Source organism: Streptomyces sp. cg35 (assembly GCF_050410835.1).
Taxonomy (GTDB): domain Bacteria; phylum Actinomycetota; class Actinomycetes; order Streptomycetales; family Streptomycetaceae; genus Streptomyces.
Genome location: NZ_CP191268.1, coordinates 6,564,564 through 6,583,051, shown reverse-complemented (window position 1 = coordinate 6,583,051; position 18,488 = coordinate 6,564,564). Strand labels below are relative to the sequence as shown.

General features: G+C 73.5%; 22 protein-coding genes. 2 read left to right on the top strand and 20 right to left on the bottom strand.

Annotated features, from left to right (window positions below):
• Positions 1-18: 18 nt before the first annotated feature.
• From ACQUQD_RS30070 to hisI, 10 genes are all read right to left on the bottom strand, one after another.
• Positions 19-792 carry a DsbA family protein gene (locus ACQUQD_RS30070; protein WP_428955285.1) on the bottom strand — a complete coding sequence of 258 codons (774 nt, stop codon included), beginning with the start codon at positions 790-792 and terminating at the stop codon, positions 19-21.
• Positions 793-864: 72 nt separating this feature from the next.
• A complete protein-coding gene (gene trpA / locus ACQUQD_RS30065) occupies positions 865-1,680 on the bottom strand; it encodes a tryptophan synthase subunit alpha (protein ID WP_428955284.1) in 816 nt (271 codons plus the stop codon).
• Complete coding sequence (trpB, locus tag ACQUQD_RS30060) at positions 1,677-2,966, bottom strand: tryptophan synthase subunit beta (protein ID WP_428955283.1); 1,290 nt, start codon at positions 2,964-2,966, stop codon at positions 1,677-1,679. Before trpB ends, trpA begins: the two co-directional genes overlap by 4 nt.
• Before the next feature lie 106 nt (positions 2,967-3,072).
• Entirely contained in the window at positions 3,073-3,219 is a 147-nt protein-coding gene (trpM, locus tag ACQUQD_RS30055; RefSeq protein ID WP_428955282.1) for a tryptophan biosynthesis modulator TrpM, read from the bottom strand.
• A gap of 10 nt (positions 3,220-3,229) precedes the next feature.
• A complete protein-coding gene (gene trpC, locus ACQUQD_RS30050) occupies positions 3,230-4,039 on the bottom strand; it encodes an indole-3-glycerol phosphate synthase TrpC (protein ID WP_428955281.1) in 810 nt (269 codons plus the stop codon).
• 130 nt (positions 4,040-4,169) lie between these two features.
• Positions 4,170-4,607: a DUF2752 domain-containing protein gene (locus ACQUQD_RS30045; protein ID WP_428955280.1), complete on the bottom strand. Its 438-nt coding sequence runs from the start codon at positions 4,605-4,607 to the stop codon at positions 4,170-4,172.
• A gap of 103 nt (positions 4,608-4,710) precedes the next feature.
• The gene (locus ACQUQD_RS30040) at positions 4,711-4,959 is read right to left on the bottom strand and encodes an HGxxPAAW family protein (protein WP_428955279.1); all 249 of its coding nucleotides are present in this window, start codon (positions 4,957-4,959) and stop codon (positions 4,711-4,713) included.
• 93 nt (positions 4,960-5,052) lie between these two features.
• On the bottom strand, positions 5,053-5,703 hold the full coding sequence (locus tag ACQUQD_RS30035; RefSeq protein WP_428955278.1) for a TIGR02234 family membrane protein: 651 nt from the start codon (positions 5,701-5,703) through the stop codon (positions 5,053-5,055).
• A 49-nt stretch (positions 5,704-5,752) separates the two neighbouring features.
• A complete protein-coding gene (locus ACQUQD_RS30030; RefSeq protein ID WP_428955277.1) occupies positions 5,753-7,246 on the bottom strand; it encodes an anthranilate synthase component I in 1,494 nt (497 codons plus the stop codon).
• Positions 7,247-7,257: 11 nt separating this feature from the next.
• On the bottom strand, positions 7,258-7,629 hold the full coding sequence (gene hisI, locus ACQUQD_RS30025) for a phosphoribosyl-AMP cyclohydrolase (protein WP_428955276.1): 372 nt from the start codon (positions 7,627-7,629) through the stop codon (positions 7,258-7,260).
• An 84-nt stretch (positions 7,630-7,713) separates the two neighbouring features.
• On the opposite strand from hisI, the gene ACQUQD_RS30020 reads away from it, so the two are divergent.
• Together ACQUQD_RS30020 and ACQUQD_RS30015 are read left to right on the top strand one after the other, a co-directional pair.
• Positions 7,714-8,349, top strand: a complete 636-nt coding sequence (locus ACQUQD_RS30020; protein ID WP_428955275.1) for a TIGR03085 family metal-binding protein — start codon at positions 7,714-7,716, stop codon at positions 8,347-8,349.
• A gap of 47 nt (positions 8,350-8,396) precedes the next feature.
• Entirely contained in the window at positions 8,397-8,798 is a 402-nt protein-coding gene (locus ACQUQD_RS30015) for a VOC family protein (RefSeq protein WP_428955274.1), read from the top strand.
• 9 nt (positions 8,799-8,807) lie between these two features.
• Here ACQUQD_RS30015 and ACQUQD_RS30010 read toward each other — a convergent pair whose 3' ends face one another.
• The 10 genes from ACQUQD_RS30010 to hisH form a co-directional block, all read right to left on the bottom strand.
• On the bottom strand, positions 8,808-9,188 hold the full coding sequence (locus tag ACQUQD_RS30010) for a VOC family protein (RefSeq protein WP_428955273.1): 381 nt from the start codon (positions 9,186-9,188) through the stop codon (positions 8,808-8,810).
• Positions 9,189-9,339: 151 nt separating this feature from the next.
• Positions 9,340-10,584 carry an MFS transporter gene (locus ACQUQD_RS30005; protein ID WP_428955272.1) on the bottom strand — a complete coding sequence of 415 codons (1,245 nt, stop codon included), beginning with the start codon at positions 10,582-10,584 and terminating at the stop codon, positions 9,340-9,342.
• A 12-nt stretch (positions 10,585-10,596) separates the two neighbouring features.
• Positions 10,597-11,187, bottom strand: a complete 591-nt coding sequence (locus tag ACQUQD_RS30000) for an ArsR/SmtB family transcription factor (protein WP_428955271.1) — start codon at positions 11,185-11,187, stop codon at positions 10,597-10,599.
• 88 nt (positions 11,188-11,275) lie between these two features.
• Complete coding sequence (locus ACQUQD_RS29995) at positions 11,276-12,505, bottom strand: PucR family transcriptional regulator (protein WP_428955270.1); 1,230 nt, start codon at positions 12,503-12,505, stop codon at positions 11,276-11,278.
• A gap of 168 nt (positions 12,506-12,673) precedes the next feature.
• Positions 12,674-14,638 carry a LuxR C-terminal-related transcriptional regulator gene (locus tag ACQUQD_RS29990; RefSeq protein WP_428955269.1) on the bottom strand — a complete coding sequence of 655 codons (1,965 nt, stop codon included), beginning with the start codon at positions 14,636-14,638 and terminating at the stop codon, positions 12,674-12,676.
• Positions 14,639-14,740: 102 nt separating this feature from the next.
• Positions 14,741-15,673, bottom strand: a complete 933-nt coding sequence (locus tag ACQUQD_RS29985; protein WP_428955268.1) for an alpha/beta hydrolase family protein — start codon at positions 15,671-15,673, stop codon at positions 14,741-14,743.
• A 274-nt stretch (positions 15,674-15,947) separates the two neighbouring features.
• Positions 15,948-16,703: an imidazole glycerol phosphate synthase subunit HisF gene (gene hisF, locus ACQUQD_RS29980; RefSeq protein WP_428955267.1), complete on the bottom strand. Its 756-nt coding sequence runs from the start codon at positions 16,701-16,703 to the stop codon at positions 15,948-15,950.
• Positions 16,700-17,119, bottom strand: a complete 420-nt coding sequence (locus tag ACQUQD_RS29975) for a RidA family protein (protein WP_428955266.1) — start codon at positions 17,117-17,119, stop codon at positions 16,700-16,702. Before ACQUQD_RS29975 ends, hisF begins: the two co-directional genes overlap by 4 nt.
• Positions 17,116-17,844, bottom strand: coding sequence for a bifunctional 1-(5-phosphoribosyl)-5-((5-phosphoribosylamino)methylideneamino)imidazole-4-carboxamide isomerase/phosphoribosylanthranilate isomerase PriA (gene priA, locus ACQUQD_RS29970; protein WP_428955265.1), 729 nt, complete (start codon positions 17,842-17,844; stop codon positions 17,116-17,118). The genes ACQUQD_RS29975 and priA overlap by 4 nt, the downstream gene beginning before the upstream one ends.
• A complete protein-coding gene (hisH, locus tag ACQUQD_RS29965; protein WP_428955264.1) occupies positions 17,844-18,482 on the bottom strand; it encodes an imidazole glycerol phosphate synthase subunit HisH in 639 nt (212 codons plus the stop codon). Before hisH ends, priA begins: the two co-directional genes overlap by 1 nt.
• Between the last annotated feature and the right edge of the window lie 6 nt (positions 18,483-18,488).

The following is an 18,488-nucleotide window of genomic DNA, read 5'->3' as shown; positions in this document are numbered from 1 at the left end:
CGTCTCCATAACAAGGGCCTACTTGTCGGCGTCCTGCACCGTCTTCTTCAGCTTGTCCGGCGTCATGGTCTGGTCGTCCATGATGTTCTTGCCGTTGAGCAGGACCGTCGGGGTGCCCTGGTAGCCGCCGTCCTGGAACGCCTTGTACGACTTGTTGATCCAGCCGTTGTGCGTGCCGTCGTCCACACAGGACTTGAAGGTGTCGGTGACCAGCCCGTCGACCTTGCCGGCCAGGTCGATCAGCTTGCCGTTGTCGGCGAAGGTGTCCTTGGTCTCCTCCGGCTGGTTCTCGTACAGCACGTCGTGGTACTCGGGGAACTTGCCCGCGCCCTGGGCGCACGCCGCCGCGTTGCCCGCGTGGAGGGAGCCGCTGCCGCCCATGTTCGAGTCGATCAGCGTGACCGTGTGGTACTCGACCTTCAGCTGGCCGGCGTCGGTCAGCTCATGGATCGTCGAACGGTAGTTGTCCTCGAAGGACTTGCACGCGGGGCAGCGGAAGTCCTCCCACACCGTGAGCGTCGACTTGGCGCTGTCCTTGCCGACGGGGATCGCCAGATCGTCCTTGCCGGTGGCTCCCTTCGGCGCGACCACGGCATCCGACGAGCCGCCGGAACTGTCGTCACCGGAATTCGCCGCGGCCACGCCGATCACGGCGGCCAGCCCCAGCACACAGACGACGGCCGCGCCCACGATCAGGGTCCGGCGCCGCTTCTCGGCGGCTTTCTGCTTCTCGCGCTCCACGGCCAGCCGCTCGCGGGCCGTTCGCTTTCCCTCACGGTTCTTCTCGCTCACACCCGCCCAAACGAACCGGGGAGGCACGAGCGTGCCTCCCCGGTCCCACTTCCACCCATATGAGGGACGTTGCTACGCGTCGCCCCGTACGCCGGCCGCGAGTTCACCGGCGAGGGCGCGGACCGCGTCAAGACCGGCGGCCTCGTCGTCGGCGTCCAGCATCCGCTTCACGAACGCCGAGCCGACGATGACGCCGTCCGCGAAGGCGGCGACCTCCTTGGCCTGCCGGGCGTCGGAGACGCCGAGGCCGACGCAGACCGGCAGGTCGGTGGTGGCCTTGGTGCGGCGGACGAGGTCCTGGGCCTGGTTGCCGACGGACTCGCGGGTGCCGGTGACACCCATCAGCGAGGCGGCGTAGACGAAGCCCGAACCGGCCGCCGTGATGGTGGCCAGGCGCTCGTCCTTGCTGCTGGGCGCGACGACGAAGACGGTCGCGAGACCGTGCTTCTCCGCGTGCTCGCGCCACGTCGCCGACTCCTGCACGGGCAGGTCGGGCAGGATGCAGCCGGCGCCGCCCGCCTCGGCGAGCTCGGCGGTGAACCGCTCGATGCCGTAGCGGTCGATGGGGTTCCAGTACGTCATGACGAGGACCGGCTTGCCGGTGGCCTCGTGGGCCTCGCGCACCGTGCGCATGACGTCCTTGATCTTGACGCCGCCGCGCAGCGCGATGTCGTCGGCGGTCTGGATGACCGGGCCGTCGAGCACCGGGTCGGAGTGCGGCAGGCCCACCTCGACCACGTCGGCGCCGCCGTCGAAGACGGCCTTGATCGCCGCGATGCCGCCGTCGACCGTGGGGAAACCGGCGGGCAGGTAGGCGATGAGGGCGGAGCGGCCCTCGGACCTGGCAGCGGCCAGGGTGTCGCTCAACAGCTGGATGTTGCCGCTCACTTGGCGTCCCCCTCGATCTCCGCGGTGTCGGCGGCGTCGGCCGCGACCTCGGCGTCGGCACCCTCGTCGTACAGCCCGAAGTACCGGGCGGCGGTGTCCATGTCCTTGTCGCCGCGCCCGGACAGGTTGACGATGATCAGCCCGTCCTTGCCGAGCTCCTTGCCGACCTCGAGCGCGCCCGCGAGGGCGTGCGCGGACTCGATGGCCGGGATGATGCCCTCCGTGCGCGACAGCAGGCGCAGTGCCTGCATCGCCGCGTCGTCGGTGACGGCGCGGTACTCACCGCGGCCGCTGTCCTTGAGGAAGGCGTGCTCGGGGCCGATGCCCGGGTAGTCCAGACCGGCCGAGATCGAGTACGGCTCGGTGATCTGGCCCTCGTCGTCCTGGAGGACGTAGGAACGGGAGCCGTGCAGGATGCCGGGCTCGCCGGCCGTCAGGGTCGCGGCGTGCTCGCCGGTCTCGACGCCGTGGCCCGCGGGCTCGCAGCCGACGAGACGGACGTCGGTGTCCGGGATGAACGCGTGGAACAGGCCGATGGCGTTGGAGCCGCCGCCGACGCAGGCGATCGCGGCGTCGGGCAGCCGTCCGGCGCGCTCCAGGATCTGGCGGCGGGCCTCGACGCCGATGACGCGGTGGAAGTCGCGGACCATCGCCGGGAAGGGGTGGGGTCCGGCGACCGTGCCGAAGAGGTAGTGCGTGCGGTCGACGTTGGCGACCCAGTCGCGGAACGCCTCGTTGATGGCGTCCTTGAGGGTGCGGCTGCCGGACTTCACGGCGACGACCTCGGCGCCCAGCATGCGCATGCGGGCCACGTTCAGGGCCTGGCGCTGGGTGTCGATCTCGCCCATGTAGATGGTGCACTCGAGGCCGAACAGGGCGCAGGCGGTGGCCGTGGCCACGCCGTGCTGGCCCGCGCCGGTCTCGGCGATGACGCGGGTCTTGCCCATGCGCTTGGTGAGGAGGGCCTGGCCGAGCACGTTGTTGATCTTGTGCGAGCCGGTGTGGTTCAGGTCCTCGCGCTTGAGGAAGATCCGGGCGCCGCCGGCGTGCTCCGCGAACCGGGGCACCTCGGTGAGACTGCTGGGGCGGCCGGTGTAGTTGACCAGGAGGTCGTCGAGTTCGCGGGCGAACTCGGGGTCGTTCTTGGCCTTCTCGTACTCGACGGCGACCTCGTCGACTGCGGCGACGAGGGCCTCCGGGATGAACTTGCCGCCGAACGCGCCGAAATAGCCTTCGGCGGACGGGACGATCCCCTCCGGGTCGGGGATGAAGTACTCGCTGGGCATGCGTGAGCCTCACGGTGAGTCGGTGGAAACAACTGATCGCCGTGGGGGCGTGGGTACTCGGTCGAGTGCGGACCGTCTTGGGTTGCTCGCGCCGTTCCCGCGCCCCTTACAGGGCGCCCTGCCATCGCATGCCGTTGACCTGACCCGGCTCGTCACCGATGACGTACCGCACGCGCCGCCCGTGCACCCTGCGCGCGGGCGCCCGGCAGCCGCGCGGGCGGCAACCGGGGGCGAGGCGGACGGCGATGGACATGGTGCGGGTCTCAGCCCCGTCCGTGGCGCAGCGCGGGGTGCGCGCCGGCGGCGACCAGGTCGGAGACCGCGGAGCGCGGGTCGCGGCCGGTCACCAGGGACTCGCCCACGAGGACGGCGTCGGCGCCCGCGTTGGCGTACGCGATGAGGTCGTGCGGGCCGCGCACGCCGGACTCGGCGACCTTGACGATGTGGTCCGGGATGTCCGGGGCTACGCGCTCGAAGGTGCCGCGGTCGACCGTGAGGTCCTTGAGGTTGCGGGTGTTGATGCCGATGACCTTGGCCCCGGCGTCGACGGCCCGCTCCACCTCGTCCTCGTCGTGCGCCTCGACGAGCGGCGTGAGGCCGATGGACTCGGCGCGCTCGATGAGGGACTCCAGGGCGGGCTGGTCGAGGGCGGCCACGATCAGCAGGGCGAGGTCGGCGCCGTACGCGCGGGCTTCCCACAGCTGGTACGAGGTGACGATGAAGTCCTTGCGCAGGACCGGGATGTCGACCTTGGCGCGGACCGCCTCGAGGTCGGCGAGGGAGCCGCCGAAGCGCCGCTGCTCGGTGAGGACGGAGATGACGGCCGCGCCGCCCGCCTCGTAGTCGGCGGCGAGGGCCGCCGGGTCGGCGATCGCGGCCAGCGCGCCCTTGGAGGGGCTGGACCGCTTGACCTCACAGATGACCTTGACGCCGTCGCCGCGCAGGGCCGCGACCCCGTCCTTGGCGGCTGGAGCCTTCGCCGCGCGCTCCTTGAGCTCGTCGAGGCTGACGCGCGCCTGCCGTTCCGCGAGGTCGGCACGGACTCCGTCGATGATCTCGTCGAGCACACTCACGCGAGGGGACTCCTTTCCTGGCAGTTCGGTTCTCTGGGCAACCGAGTGGTCACTGTGATGGTATCCGGAGGAGGGCGAAGGCTCCGCATCCGGTTGACGGCGATCCCACTACCTGGACAAATGCTGTTGATCAAGGGAGCAGGAAGCCACCGACGGGCAGGTTCCGGACAACCGTGAAGGTCAGCACGACCGCGCCGAGTGTCCACAGGTGTACGCGCCCGAGGCCGAGGCCGAGCGGACGACCACGGGCCGCCCGCACGGCCCACACGGTCCACAGCACGGCGAAGAGGGCGTAACCGGCCACGGCCAGGGCGTTGGCGCCGAGGGCTCCGCCCAGGTCACCGTGCACGATGGCGTGGGCGCTGCGCAGGCCGCCGCAGCCGGGGCAGTAGACGCCGGTGGCCTGCAGGAGCGGGCAGGCGGGGTAGTGGCCGGGCTCGTTCGGGTCGACGGTGCCGACGTACGCGAACGCCGCCGCGACCGCTCCGAGGAGCCCGAGCGGCACGGCCAGCCTGCGCAGGGCGCCGGTGCGGGGGGCGGCTTCGGTGTCGGTCGTCTCGACGGTCACCCGTGAATTCTGCCCCGGTGGAGCGGGCTGCGCGCCCGGGGACACGCGAAAGGGGCGGTGCGGCGAGTCCGCCGCACCGCCCCCGCGTCGTTCTGCGAGCGGCTCAGGCCTCCGAGCCGGCGGTCGCGGCCGGGACGGTCTTGAGCTGCAGCTCGGCACGGCGCGGCTTGCCGAGGCCCATCGCGCTCATCGCGCCGCCGACGATCGCGGCGACCGCGAGCAGGGCGATGCCCGCCCAGAAGCCGGCCACGCTGCCCATCACCATGAAGGCACCGGAGACACAGAAACCGATGAAGGCGATGATGACTCCGGTCCAGGCGGCCGGGGTGTGTCCGTGGCTGGTGTCCGCCATGGCTTGCTCCTCGTGACTAATGGCCCGTGCGTACACGGGCTTGCATCGTTCGTTTCCATTGTCCCGTACGCGCTGTACGGGCCGGACCCGGGGTCAGGCGGTGCCCGTCGGGTCCTCGCCGCGGTCGAGGGCCTTCCACAGGTCCTCGGGGCGGTCCGGGTCGACGGGCTTCTGCCGGCGGGCCCGGGGTGCGCCGCTGCGCTCGTAGCGGCCGCCCATCGAGGGCCAGGCCGCGCCGTACACGACGGCGAGGATCCCGGCGATCAGGATGAGGGCGCCGCCGCCCGCCGCGACGTACGGCCAGGCGGTGTGACTGAGCGCGTCGATGGTGCCGGCCGCGTCGCCGGAGGCCTGGGCGGCCTTCTCGTCGAGCGCGGAGCTGTCGTCGGCGCCGAGCACGGCGGCGGCGACGGCGCCCGCGCCGCTGAGCGCGAGCAGCGCGGCGACCAGGACGCGGCCCGCCCGGCGCACCGCGAACACGGCGACGAGGGCGGCGAGCCCCACGATGGCGAGGGCCGCGGGGACGCCCGTGACGTCGCTGCCCTTGGCCGTCAGCGGGAGCTTGCCCCCCGCGACGGCGGCGACGCCGGAGCACCACTCCTGCCGGGACGCGAGCAGCGCGACCGCGGCGCCCGCGGCCCCGAAGAGCAGGGCGACGCCGAGACTGCGCCGGCCGCTGCTGCTCGGCCCGGCGGTCTCGGAGGCTTCGGTTCGGGGGTGCGGTACGGCAGTCACGTATTCCACTATCGCCTGTCCGCGCGGGTGTATGTGACCCGGGGGCGGGAGGCGTGGGTCACTTCACACCGTGGGCGGCGCCGAGCCGGTTCGCCGTGTGGACGGCACGGAGCACCGCCGCGGCCTTGTTGCGGCACTCGGTGTCCTCGGCGACCGGGTCCGAATCGGCGACGACGCCCGCGCCCGCCTGCACGTACGCCGTGCCGCCGCGCAGCAGCGCGGTGCGGATGGCGATGGCGGTGTCGGAGTCGCCCGCGAAGTCGAGGTAGCCGACGCAGCCGCCGTACAGGCCGCGCCGGGACGGCTCCAGTTCGTCGATGATCTGCATCGCGCGGGGCTTGGGGGCGCCGGAGAGGGTGCCGGCCGGGAAGCAGGCGGTGAGCACGTCGAAGGCGGTGCGGTCCCCGGCGACCTGGCCGGTGACGGTCGACACGATGTGCATGACGTGCGAGTACTTCTCGATGGACATGAAGTCGACGACCTCGACGGAGCCGGGCTCGCAGACCCGCCCGAGGTCGTTGCGCCCGAGGTCGACGAGCATGAGGTGCTCGGCGCGCTCCTTGGGGTCGGCGAGGAGTTCGTCGGCGAGCGCCTGGTCGTGCTGCGGGGTGGTGCCGCGCGGCCGGGTCCCGGCGATGGGGTGGACCATGGCGCGGCCGTCCTCGACCTTGACGAGGGCCTCGGGGGACGAGCCGACGACGTCGAACCCGTCGAAGCGGAAGAGGTACATGTACGGGGACGGGTTGGTGGCCCGCAGGACCCGGTAGACGTCCAGCGCGCTCGCCGTGCACGGGGTCTCGAACCGTTGGGAGGGCACGACCTGGAAGGCCTCGCCCGCCCGGATCCGCTCCTTGATGTCCTCGACGGCCTCCTGGTACTGCTCGCCGCCCCACAGCGCGGTGAACTCGGGCAGCTCGGACGGCGGGAGTGCGGCCGGGGCGGACTGCACGGGCTTGCCGAGGTCGGCCTCCATGGCGTCGAGCCGGGCGACGGCGTCGGCGTAGGCCTCGTCGACGCCGGTGTCGAGGTCGTTGTGGTTGATCGCGTTGGCGATGAGCAGGACGGACCCGTCCCAGTGGTCGAGCACGGCGAGGTCGCTGGTGAGCAGCATCGTCAGCTCGGGCAGGTTCAGGTCGTCCCGCTCCCCCGGGCCGATCTTCTCCAGGCGGCGCACGATGTCGTAGCCGAGATAGCCGACCATGCCGCCGGTGAAGGGGGGCAGGCCCTCGTAGCGCGGGGTGTGCAGCGTCTCGACGGTGGCGCGCAGGGCGGCGAGGGGGTCGCCGTCGACGGGGACGCCGACCGGCGGGGTGCCGAGCCAGTGGGCCTGGCCGTCGCGCGTGGTCAGCGTGCCGGTCGAGTGCACGCCGACGAACGAGTACCGGGACCAGGACCGTCCGTTCTCCGCGGACTCCAGGAGGAACGTGCCGGGGCGTTCGGCGGCGAGCTTGCGGTACAGGCCGACCGGGGTGTCGCCGTCCGCGAGGAGCTTGCGGCTGACGGGGATCACGCGGCGGTCGGTCGCGAGCTTGCGGAAGGTCTCGAGATCCATGGCGGCCGACCCTACTGCTTCACGGGGAGGATGTCGGCGTCGAAGCAGGTCCGGGCGCCGGTGTGGCAGGCGGCGCCCACCTGGTCGACCTTGACCAGGACGGTGTCCGCGTCGCAGTCCAGGGCGACCGACTTCACGTGCTGGAAGTGGCCGGAGGTGTCGCCCTTGACCCAGTACTCCTGGCGGCTGCGCGACCAGTAGGTGCAGCGGCCCGTGGTGAGGGTGCGGTGCAGCGCCTCGTCGTCCATCCAGCCGAGCATGAGGACTTCGCCGGTGTCGTACTGCTGGGCGATGGCGGGGACCAGGCCGTCGGCGCTGCGCTTCAGGCGCGCGGCGATGTCCGGGTCGAGGCGGCCGGCGGCGGAGGGGGGCGTGCTGCTCATGGGGGCCATTGTGCCGCGCCGTGCGGGTTCCCTTTCGCGGGCGTCCACTGTCCGGACGGGGGAGGCGGTCGTAGGCTGGCGCCCATGTCGACCCATGCCAAGCGTGAACGACTTCTCCTCGCCGATCTGTTGGAGGCGGCGGGCCCCGAGGCCCCCACTCTGTGCGAGGGCTGGACCGCCCGTGACCTCGCGGCGCACGTCGTGGTGCGCGAGCGCCGGCCCGATGCCGCCGGCGGCACCCTCGTCAAGCAGCTCGCCTCGCGTCTGGAGCGGGTGCAGGGCGAGTTCGCGGAGAAGCCGTACGAGGAACTGATCCAGCTGATCCGGACGGGGCCGCCGCGCTTCTCGCCGTTCTCCCTCAAGCAGATCGACGAGGCGGCGAACGTGGTCGAGTTCTATGTCCACGCCGAGGACGTGCGCCGCGCGCAGGCCGACTGGTCGCCGCGGGAGCTCGACCCGGTCTTCGCCGAGGTGCTGTGGTCACGCCTGGAGCGGATGGCGCGGGTCGTGGGCCGCAAGGCGCCGGTGGGCCTGGTGCTGCGCCGCCCGGACGGCCGGACGGCGGTCGCGCACCGCGGTGCTCCGGTGGTCACGGTCACCGGCGAGCCGTCGGAGCTCCTGATGTACACGTTCGGCCGTCAGGACGCGGCGGACGTGGAGGTGGAGGGCGACAAGGCGGCCATCACCCAGCTCAGCGAGACGAAGGCGCTGGGCCTGTAGACACGGCACGCACCACACGCACCACACGCACCAACGGAAAGGCCCCCATGATCAAGCTCGCGATGACCAGCGTCTACGTGGACGACGTGGCCAAGGCCCACGCGTTCTACACGGACGTGCTCGGGTTCGAGACGCGGACGCACATCGACCTGGGCGACGGGACGCTGTTCGCGACGGTGGGGGCGGCCGGCGCCCAGGCGGACGTGGAGCTGCTCCTGGAGCCCGGCCAGGGGCCGATCGCGGAGCCGTACCGCGCGGCGCTGCGGGAGGCCGGCCTGCCCAGCATCGTGTTCTCGGTGGAGGACGTCGCGGCCGAGTACGAGCGGCTGCGGAAGCTTGGCGTGGCCTTCACCCAGGGCCCCGAGGAGCAGGGCCCGGTGATCACGGCGGTGCTCGACGACACGGTGGGCAACTTCGTCCAGCTGATGCAGCCGGCCGCGACCGGCTGACGGGTCCCGTCAGAGCGGGTTGATGCGCGCTTTCAGCAGGCAGAACTCATTGCCCTCGGGATCGGTGAGGACGTGCCACTGTTCCTCGCCGGTCTGGCCGATGTCGGCCCGGCGCGCTCCGAGCTTCAGGAGGCGTTCGAGCTCGGCGTCCTGATCGCGGTCGGTGGGGTTGAGGTCGATGTGCAGCCGGGACTTCCCCGGCTCCGGCTCGTCCCTGGCGCTCAGGATGATCGTCGGCTGCGCACCGCCGAACCCGTCGCGTGCGCCGATCTCGAGGGTGCCGTCGTCCTCGCGGTCGAGCACCACGAAGTCCAGGACCTCGCACCAGAACCGCGCCAGCACCTCGGGGTCGCGGCAACCGAGCACGAGTTCACCGATACGACATGCCATGGACGAAGACCTGCTCTCAGCGTCGGAACCGCCGGGCCGCGGGGCGCTCCTGGGCTCCCCGCGGCGGGAAGACGATCGAGACCGTACCGGGCGGTGCGAGCGGGTGTGAAGCGCTTTTCGGGGTCCGCGCCCCGCTCCCGTCGAACAGTCCTCAGGGGAGTTCGGCCCGGCGCAGGGGACCCGAGCAGAGGGCGACGACGCCGCCGAGCGCGCAGACGCCCGCGCACCCGGCGAACACCGCTCCCGTTCCCCACAGCGCGACGGCCCACCCGACCACGGGGAACGTGAGCGGTGCGACGCCGAAGCTGACCAGGGTGGCGGCGGAGGTGACCCGGCCGACGTAGGCGGGGCCCGCGTGGCTCTGCAGCAGCGCCCCGCTCAGGGTTCCGCACAGCCCGAGGGAGAGGCCGACGGCGAGTGCGACGCAGGCCGCGCCCACGACGGACGGCACCCGGGCGAGCAGGGCCATCGCCGCGGAGCCCAGCACGGCCATCACGCCGGTGACGAGCCCGGCGCGGGGCGCCCGTCCCCGTACGGTGATCAGGAGTGCGGCGGCCCCGGCGCCGACGCCGAACCCGGCGAGCACCCAGCCCATTCCGGTCGAGCCCCAGCCGCGCTCGTGGGCGAGGAGCGTGAGGCCGAGGTTCATCGGGCCGACGAAGCCCAGGTCGCCGAGGGCGATGACGAGCACGAGGGGCCGCAGGACGGGGTGGTGGGCGATGTGCCGCAGCCCGTCGCGCAGTTCGGCCGTGACGGCCGCGCGCTCCTGCCGGTCCGCGGGCGGCGGTCCGGCGTCCCGGACGGCGATCAGCAGCGGCAGGGACACCCCGATGAGCAGCGCGGCGGCGCCGAACGCCCCGGCCGTGCCGCCGAGCGCGATGCCGAGGCCGGCGAGCGGTCCGCCGAGCACGTTGGCGAGCCGGGTCGCGAGGGCGCGCAGCCCCTGCACGCGGGCGAGTTGGCCGCGTTGCGCGATGCGGGCGGGCAGGGCGCCCGCGGCGGGCAGGAACACGGCGTCGACGATCCCGAAGACGACGGCGACGGCGCCGAGCGCCCACAGTCCGGGGCTGGTCGCGAGCAGGGTCGCGGCCGCGGCGACGACGAGTGCGGCGCGCACGGCGCTGGTGGCGAGGACGACGCGGCGCGGTCCGTACCGGTCGGCGACCACTCCGCCGCCGAGCATGAGGACGGCGCGCGGTACGGCGCTGACCGCGGTGACGAGGCCGGCCTGGGCGGGGGTGCCGTGCTGCACGGCCGCCCAGGACAGGGCGAAGTAGTAGACGTTGTCGCCGACGGCGGACGAGACGTACGCGCTGAGCCAGCGCAGCACGTTCCCGTCGCGGTGGGCGGCCGGCGTGCCGTCGGTGGCGGTGTCCCGCAGGGCGGTGGACGCCATGGCGGGCCGCCCTCAGTTCCGGAACGGGAAGGCGTAGGTGTGCACCGCGACGTTCTCGCGGCCCTCGGTGTTCCCGGCGTCCTCTGCGGCCCGGCCCTGTTCCTCGTAGCGGCGCAGCAGTGCGCGCATCTCGCCGACGAGCTCGGTGAGTTCGGCCGCGGTCAGCCGCATCATGGACTCGGACGACTCGTGGGCCGTGGCCCAGGCGTCGTCCCAGGCGATCCGCTGGTCGAGGAAGCGCCGGTACATGTCGGCGCGCTGCTCGAAGAAGAGCCGGCTGGCGGCGGTGTGCGCGGCGGCCTTCTCGGGTGCGCTGCGGAAGTCGGCGTCGCGGATCTCGACGCCGTCGGACGCGGGCTGCCACCAGCGCTCGCGCCCGTCGACGCCCTGCGGCTCGGCTTCCTCGATGAGGCCGTGCTCGGCGAGCTTGCGCAGGTGGTAGCTGACGAGTGCGACGGCCTCGTCGACGTGCTCGGCGAGCTGCGAGGCGGTGGCGACGCGGCGCAGGCTCAGCTCGCGGTAGAGCATGCTGCGCACGGGGTGGGCGAGGGCCTTGAGCGTGCCCAGGTCGGTGATGCGGCGGTCTCTCTCTTTGCCTGCCATACCGCCACCGTAGATACGAAAGAAATGTTGCGCAATAAAAATTGCGGAACTTGTCCTGCGCTTCCGGGGCCGGGAGCGGGCCGGGACGTCAGTCGTGCGGGCGCAGGCGGTGCGCCTGCAGCGCCAGGGCGAGTTCCACGAGGTCGGTGGGGCGGGTCAGGCTCCGGCCGGTGAGCTGTTCGCAGCGGCGCAGGCGGTTGAGGACGGTGTTGCGGTGGCAGTACAGGCGGGCGGCGGCGCGCTGCGCGGAGCCGTCGCAGTCCAGCCAGGCCGTCAGGGTGTCGAGCAGCAACGCCCGGTCGGCGGACGGCAGGGTGCGCAGCGCGCCGAGCACCCGGTCGGCGAGGAGGTCTCCGAGCGCGGGGGCGCCGGCCACGAGGGCGGCGGGCAGTTCGTCGTCGAGCAGGACGGTGCCGCCGCTCGCGGGGCAGATCCGCAGGGCGGTCTCGGCGAGGCGCCGGGCGCCTCCGACGGCGGCGAGCCCCTCGACGGCGGAGCTCACGCCGACGCGTACGCCGGCCCCCCGGTCCGTCGACGCACGCCACGCGGCGGCGAGTTGCCGTACGTCGCACTCCCCCAGGGCGACGATGCCGCGCTCGGCGTCGGGCGCCGGGTGCCACACCGTCCGGGTGCCGGTGGGCGCGGGCGCCACCGTTCTGCCGCCCGCGACGAGCACGACGGCGTACCGGCCGCGCTCGGGCAGGCCGAGCGCGGCGGCGGCGTCGGGCAGGTCGGCGATGCGGGTGGCACCGTCGAGCAGGGCCGCGGCCGTCAGGCGGCGCCGGTTCTCGCGGCGCCAGGTCAGTTCGTGCTCCGCCCGGCGGTAGGACTCGGCGACGCAGGCACAGTGCTCGTCGACGAAGTTCCGCACGTCGGCAGCGAGATGGACGAGCAGATGCGCGTCCCGCGGATGGTGCCGGGTCACCTCGTCGACGAGCGCCTGCCAGACCAGGGCGCCGCCGAGCCGGAAGGCGTGCAGCAGGGCGTCGAGCGGGAGGCCGCGGGCCGCGCGTTCGGCGCCGATGCGGGCGGAGCAGGCCCGGGCGGCCTCGCGGGAGCGGGCGGGGTCGAGCAGGGAGGCGACGCTGTGCCGCAGGGAGCGCTGCACCTCGCGCCGTACGTCCCCGGGGTCGGCGTCGATCGCGGCGCGGTAGGCCGGTTCCCGTGCGTGCAGTTCGGCCGTCAACCGGTCGGTGAGCGTGGGCAGTTGCCCCATGAGCGGGAGCGCGGCGCGACGCAGTACGGCGACCGCGTCGGACCCGGCGGGCGGGGGTCCGGTCCGGGGGCGGGGTCGAGGGGGTACGAGGTGCACGGGCATCGCGGTCCTCCACGGGTCGGCTCGTGCCGGAGCGCGCCTGAGCCGCCCCGGGGCCCGAGAATGACATACCGTCTGGTCGGTCTCCAGCCCTCGGGACATAACGACACCGTGACGCGTACGGATCCGTGAGGTGCGGCCCGGGCGGGGACGCGGGGCCGGGACCGGATCTCAGGAGTGCGCGACAGGCCGTTCCGCGTGGTTCACGAGGCGGGCCAGTTCGACCCGGGAACGGACGCCCAACTGCGCGAACACGTTGCGCAGATGGTGGTCGACGGTGCGCGGGCTGACCGACAGGCGCAGGGCCACCTCGCGATTGGTGGCGCCCTCCGCGACGCAACGGGCGATGCGCAGCTGCTGCGGGGTCAACTCCGCGAGTCTGCCCGGAGGTTCGCGATGGCCGGGGGCTTCGCCGGTGGCGCGCAGCTCGGCGGCCGTCCGGTCGGCCCAGACCGTGGCGCCGCACCGCTCGAAGGCGACCAGGGCGTCGCGCAGCAGCACCCGCGCGCGGGCGGGCCGGCGCGCGCGGCGCAGCCATTGGCCGTGCAGGGCGGCGGTGCGGGCCCGCTCGAAGTCGCCGTCGGCCCGGTCGTGACGGGCCAGGGCCTCGGCGAACCGGGCGTCCGCGCGGGCCGGGTCGCCGGCGGCCAGCAGCGCCTGGCAGCGGGCCAGTTGGGCCAGCGCCTGCGGGTCGTAGCCCCGCTCGGTCCACACCGTGAACTCCGCGACGGCGGCCCGGGCCCCGTCCGGGTCGCCGGCCAGGGCCGAGGCCTCCACGAAGCACGGCACGGCGAGCATCCGGACCGCGAAGTGGCCGCGCCGCGGCCCCGGCCGCACGAGCGGTCCGAGCCGGGCCGCCGCCTCGGCCACCCGGCCCCGGGCCAGATCGGCGCGGGCCAGGGCCCATTGGGCGAGGGTGGCGGCCTGGACGAGACCGTGCCGGGCGGCGACGTCCTGCGCGGCCCCCGCGTGCCGGGCGACCGTCTCGGCGTCACTGTCCAGCGAGGCGACCAGGGCGAGGATCGCGTGCATGTGGGCGAGGACGTTGCGCTGCCCCGTGGCGCGCGCCGCCCGCAGCCCCTCCTCGGCGTGGGCCCGGGCGCGGGCGTGCCGCCCGGTGCGCAGTTCGCCGTACGCGAGCAGTTCCAGGGCCCGGGGCAGCTCGGGCCCCGCGTCGTGGGCGCGGGCGGCGGCGAGGGCGCGGCTGCCGAGAAGGCAGGCGGCGTCCACGTCCCCGGCGACGAGAGCGGCGGCCCCGGCCCGCAGCAGCGCGTCCGGGGCACCCGCGTCGGCGGCCCCGGCGACGACCCGGCGCAGCGCGGCCCGGCCCGCCGCGTAACGGTCGTCGAGAGCGGCGGACATCCCGAACCCGTAGTCGTGCCCGGTGGCGGCTCCCGCCCGCGGCTCCCCCACGTCCTCCCGGTACGCCTCCATGTCGCCGAGCGCCCACGACGCCTCCGCCGCGGCGAGCCGGGCGTCGAGCGCGTGGGCCGGCGGGCAGAGCCGGGCGGCCAGCAGCAGGCAGGCGCGGGCGTCGGCCATCGGGCCGTCGCGCAGGGCGAGCAGCCCGTGCACCAGCGCGGCGTTCCCCCGCACCTCGTCCGGCGGCGTCAGCTCCCCCACTTGGTCGAGCAGTTCGCGCGCCCGGTGCGGGCGTCCCGCGCGGCGCGCCTGGTCCGCGGCGGCCACCAGCAGGTCGGCGCGGACGGCCGGATCCGCGGTGAGGGCCGCCGCGTGGGCGAGGGCGGTGGCCCGCTCCCCGTGCGAGGGGCCCGGCAGCCGTGCCGCGGCGGCGAGTTCGGCGCCGGTCCGGCTGTCGGGATACGGCGCCGCGAGCGCCCGGTGCAGCAGCCCCGCCGGCCGGTGCCGCTCCCCCGCGGCGGCCTCGGCCAGCAGGCGGTGCGCGGCCCTGCGCTGCGCGGGCCGCGCCGCCTCGTACACCGCCCGCCGCCCGGCGAGCCGCAGCCGCCCGTCCGGGCTCCGCTCCAGGCCCGCGCGCTCGGCGGCGTCCAGCGCGTCCGCGCCGAGTCCGGCGGCCGCCGCGGCCCGCAGCACGAGGCCGCCGTCCACGCGCGCCCCCTCGGGGTCGCTCTCGTAGGCGGCTGCGGTCAGCAACAGGACATGTCTCGCGGTCACTTACGTCACCGTACGAGCGGACCGCCGCGCCCGCGGCGCCGGTTGGGAACGGACCCAACCGGCGCCGGACGACACTGTGCCCGGGCACAGCGCGTCAGAACGTCACGACGTGTGCGGGCAGTTGCCCCGGTACTCCGCGATGGTGAGGCTCGACGCGGGCAGCGGGCAGAGGAACTGCTCGTAGCGGGTGTCGTTGTCGATGAAGCGCTTCAGCCACGAGATGCTGTACTTCGCGATCGTGGTGTTGGACGAGTTCGGCGTGAAGTGCGTGGCGCCGCGCAGCTCCAGGTACGCCTTGTCGAGCGAGCTCGGCAGACTCTGGTAGAACGGCTCGGAGTGGGTGGCGACCGGGGCGATGGTGTCGCCGTCCGCGCCCACGACGAGCGTCGGGGTCTTCACCTCGGGCCAGGTCTTGTCGAGGTTCCAGCCGGTCAGCGGGATCGCGGCCTGGAGCGAGGGCCGGCTCTTGGCCGCTTCCAGGGTGCCGCCGCCGCCCATGGAGTGCCCCATGACGCCGAGCCGGCTGGTGTCGATCCGGCTGCGCACCGAGCTCTGCTGCGTCAAGTAGTCGAGCGCGGCGAGGAGTTGGCGGCCCCGGCTGTCGGGCTGGTCGAGCGTGGTGTTGGTGTCGATGGTGAAGACGACGAAGCCCTGCGAGGCGAGGCGCGGGCCCAGCCAGGCGATGGACGACTGGTACGCCGTGTAGCCCGGGGAGATCGCGACGGCGCCGAACGTGCCGTCGGCCGTGGACGTCGGGTAGTAGATGGTGCCGCCGCCGAAGCCGCTGACGCTCAGGGACGACACGGTGGTCTGCGAGACGGCGTACGAGCCGCGGGACGCCTCGATGCTCGACGTCGTCGGGGCGGGTCCGCGCTCGTAGGGGTTGTCGGCGGCCTGGGCGGTCAGGGTCTGCGAGGTCACGAGCCCGCCGACGGCCAGGAGGGCGGCGAGTCCGGTACGGATCAGGCGGGTGCGGAGTCTGTTCGCGGCTCGTCTGGCGTGCGCGGGGGGCGCTGCACTGGTGTGCTGCTGCACGACGCGGTCCTCTCGGTGGGGCGGCGCCCGTCCCGGGGCGCCGCCGTGGTCTCTGACATCGACCACGGTGGCGTCGGGCCGCCCCTTCCGCATCGGCGAAATCACCGGTCGCGGGTGCGCCTTCTCTTCCGCCTCGTCTTCATCGCGGGCGGGGCGGGTCATCTCATCGATGAGGCAGCAGCGCAGCTGCATGCCTCAGGGGCGCGGGGAACTGCGCGAGAAGCCCCACCGGGCCGCAGCGGCCGACGCACGACCACCCCCACGGCGAAACGGCCTACCGAACCGCACACCCCGCGGAGCGCAACGCCCCCTTGACCTCGCCGATCCGGAGATCGCCGAAGTGGAAGACGGACGCGGCGAGCACCGCGTCCGCCCCCGCCGCGACGGCCGGCGCGAAGTGGTCGAGGCGGCCCGCGCCACCGGACGCGATGACCGGGACGGTGACGTGCCGGCGAACGGCCTCGATCATCTCCAGGTCGTAGCCGTCCTTCGTACCGTCCGCGTCCATCGAGTTGAGCAGGATCTCGCCCGCCCCCAACTCGGCCGCCTGGTGCGCCCATTCGATCGCGTCGATACCGGCGGAGCGGCGCCCGCCGTGCGTGGTGACCTCGAACGTGCCCGACTCGGTGCGCCGCGCGTCCACGGACAGCACGAGCACCTGACGGCCGAACCGCTCCGCGATCTCCCGGATCAGCTCGGGCCGGGCGATCGCGGCAGTGTTCACGCCGACCTTGTCCGCCCCGGCGCGCAGCAGCTTGTCCACGTCGTCGGCGGTGCGGACGCCGCCGCCGACCGTGAGCGGGATGAAGACCTGCTCGGCGGTGCGGCGCACCACGTCGTAGGTGGTCTCGCGGTTGCCGGAGGACGCGGTGATGTCCAGGAACGTCAGCTCGTCGGCGCCCTCGGCGTCGTACACCTTCGCCATCTCGACGGGGTCGCCCGCGTCGCGCAGGTTCTGGAAGTTGACGCCCTTGACGACGCGGCCGTTGTCGACGTCGAGGCAGGGGATGACTCGTACGGCGAGGCTCATGATGTGCTGGCTCCCTGGCGGTACGCCTCGACCTCGACCTCGACGACCAGCGACGGGTCGACGAAGCCGGAGACGATCAGCATGGACGCGACGGGTCGGACGGTGTCGAAGAGCTCCTTGTGGGCCCGTCCGACCTCGTCCACGTCCCGCGCGTGCGTGAGGTACATACGGGTACGGACGATGTCCTCGCGGCCGAGGCCCAGCCGGCCGAGCGCCTCGACGGCCACGCCGAACGCGGTCACCGTCTGCTCGTACGGGCCGCCCTCGGCGATGACCCCGTCGACGACCGACGTGCAGCCGGCGACCAGCACGAGGCCGTTGGGCAGTTCGACCGCGCGGGCGTAGCCGAACTCCTCCTCCCAGGGGGCCCCGGACTGGACGCGCCGGACGCCGCCCGTGCCGCTTCCGTCGCTCACGACGAGACCGCCGCGAGCGCCTCTTCCAGCGTGAACGCCTTGGCGTACAGCGCCTTTCCGACGATGGAGCCCTCGACGCCCAGCGGGACCAGCTCGGCGATGGCGCGCAGGTCGTCGAGCGAGGAGACGCCGCCGGAGGCGACGACCGGGCGGTCGGTGGCCGCGCACACGTTCTTCAGCAGCTCCAGGTTCGGGCCCTGCAGCGTGCCGTCCTTGGCGATGTCGGTGACGACGTAGCGCGTGCAGCCCTCGGAGTTGAGCCGCTCCAGCGTCTCGTAGAGGTCGCCGCCGTCGCGGGTCCAGCCGCGGCCGCGCAGCGTCGTGCCGCGCACGTCGAGGCCGACGGCGATCTTGTCGCCGTGCTCGGCGATGACCTTGGCGACCCACTCGGGGGTCTCCAGGGCGGCGGTGCCGAGGTTCACGCGGGTGCAGCCGGTGGCGAGGGCGGCGGCGAGGGTGTCGTCGTCGCGGATGCCGCCGGAGAGCTCCACCTTGATGTCCATGGCCTCGGTGACCTCGCGGATCAGGGCGCGGTTGTCGCCGGTGCCGAACGCGGCGTCGAGGTCGACCAGGTGCAGCCACTCGGCGCCGGCGGACTGCCAGGCGAGAGCGGCCTCCAGCGGGGAGCCGTAGGAGGTCTCGCTGCCGGACTCGCCGTGCACGAGACGGACGGCCTGCCCGTCACGGACGTCGACGGCGGGAAGGAGTTCGAGCTTGGCAGCCATCAGAGGGTTCCGATCCAGTTCTTCAGCAGCTGGGCTCCGGCGTCGCCGGACTTCTCGGGGTGGAACTGCGTCGCCCACAGTGCGCCGTTCTCCACGGCGGCCACGAACGGCTCGCCGTGCGTGGCCCAGGTGACCTTCGGGGCGCGCAGGTGGGGGTTGTGCACTTCCAGCTCCCAGTTCTGGACGGCGTAGGAGTGCACGAAGTAGTAGCGCTCGTCGGCGTCGAGGCCGGCGAACAGCCGGCTGTCCTCGGGGGCGCGGACGGTGTTCCAGCCCATGTGCGGTACGACGTCGGCCTTCAGCGGCTCGACGGCGCCGGGCCACTCGTCGAGGCCCTCGGTCTCGACGCCGTGCTCGATGCCGCGGGCGAACATGATCTGCATGCCGACGCAGATGCCCATGACGGGGCGTCCGCCGGAGAGCCGGCGGCCGACGATCCAGTCGCCGCGGGCCTCGGTGAGCCCCTTCATGCAGGCGGCGAACGCGCCGACGCCGGGCACGAGCAGCCCGTCCGCGTTCATGGCCTTGTCGTAGTCGCGGGTGATCTCGACGTCGGCGCCCGCGCGGGCGAGGGCGCGCTCCGCGGAACGGATGTTCCCGAAGCCGTAGTCGAAGACGACAACTTTCTTGTCACTCATGGCAGT

Coding starts and splice junctions, on each gene's coding strand:
- trpB (WP_428955283.1), bottom strand. CDS start 2,966: ATGCCCAGCGAGTACTTCATCCCCGACCCGGAGGGGATCGTCCCGTCC.
- trpM (WP_428955282.1), bottom strand. CDS start 3,219: ATGTCCATCGCCGTCCGCCTCGCCCCCGGTTGCCGCCCGCGCGGCTGC.
- ACQUQD_RS30040 (WP_428955279.1), bottom strand. CDS start 4,959: ATGGCGGACACCAGCCACGGACACACCCCGGCCGCCTGGACCGGAGTC.
- ACQUQD_RS30030 (WP_428955277.1), bottom strand. CDS start 7,246: ATGGATCTCGAGACCTTCCGCAAGCTCGCGACCGACCGCCGCGTGATC.
- hisI (WP_428955276.1), bottom strand. CDS start 7,629: ATGAGCAGCACGCCCCCCTCCGCCGCCGGCCGCCTCGACCCGGACATC.
- ACQUQD_RS30020 (WP_428955275.1), top strand. CDS start 7,714: ATGTCGACCCATGCCAAGCGTGAACGACTTCTCCTCGCCGATCTGTTG.
- ACQUQD_RS30015 (WP_428955274.1), top strand. CDS start 8,397: ATGATCAAGCTCGCGATGACCAGCGTCTACGTGGACGACGTGGCCAAG.
- ACQUQD_RS30010 (WP_428955273.1), bottom strand. CDS start 9,188: ATGGCATGTCGTATCGGTGAACTCGTGCTCGGTTGCCGCGACCCCGAG.
- ACQUQD_RS30005 (WP_428955272.1), bottom strand. CDS start 10,584: ATGGCGTCCACCGCCCTGCGGGACACCGCCACCGACGGCACGCCGGCC.
- ACQUQD_RS30000 (WP_428955271.1), bottom strand. CDS start 11,187: ATGGCAGGCAAAGAGAGAGACCGCCGCATCACCGACCTGGGCACGCTC.
- ACQUQD_RS29995 (WP_428955270.1), bottom strand. CDS start 12,505: ATGCCCGTGCACCTCGTACCCCCTCGACCCCGCCCCCGGACCGGACCC.
- hisF (WP_428955267.1), bottom strand. CDS start 16,703: ATGAGCCTCGCCGTACGAGTCATCCCCTGCCTCGACGTCGACAACGGC.
- priA (WP_428955265.1), bottom strand. CDS start 17,844: ATGGCTGCCAAGCTCGAACTCCTTCCCGCCGTCGACGTCCGTGACGGG.
- hisH (WP_428955264.1), bottom strand. CDS start 18,482: ATGAGTGACAAGAAAGTTGTCGTCTTCGACTACGGCTTCGGGAACATC.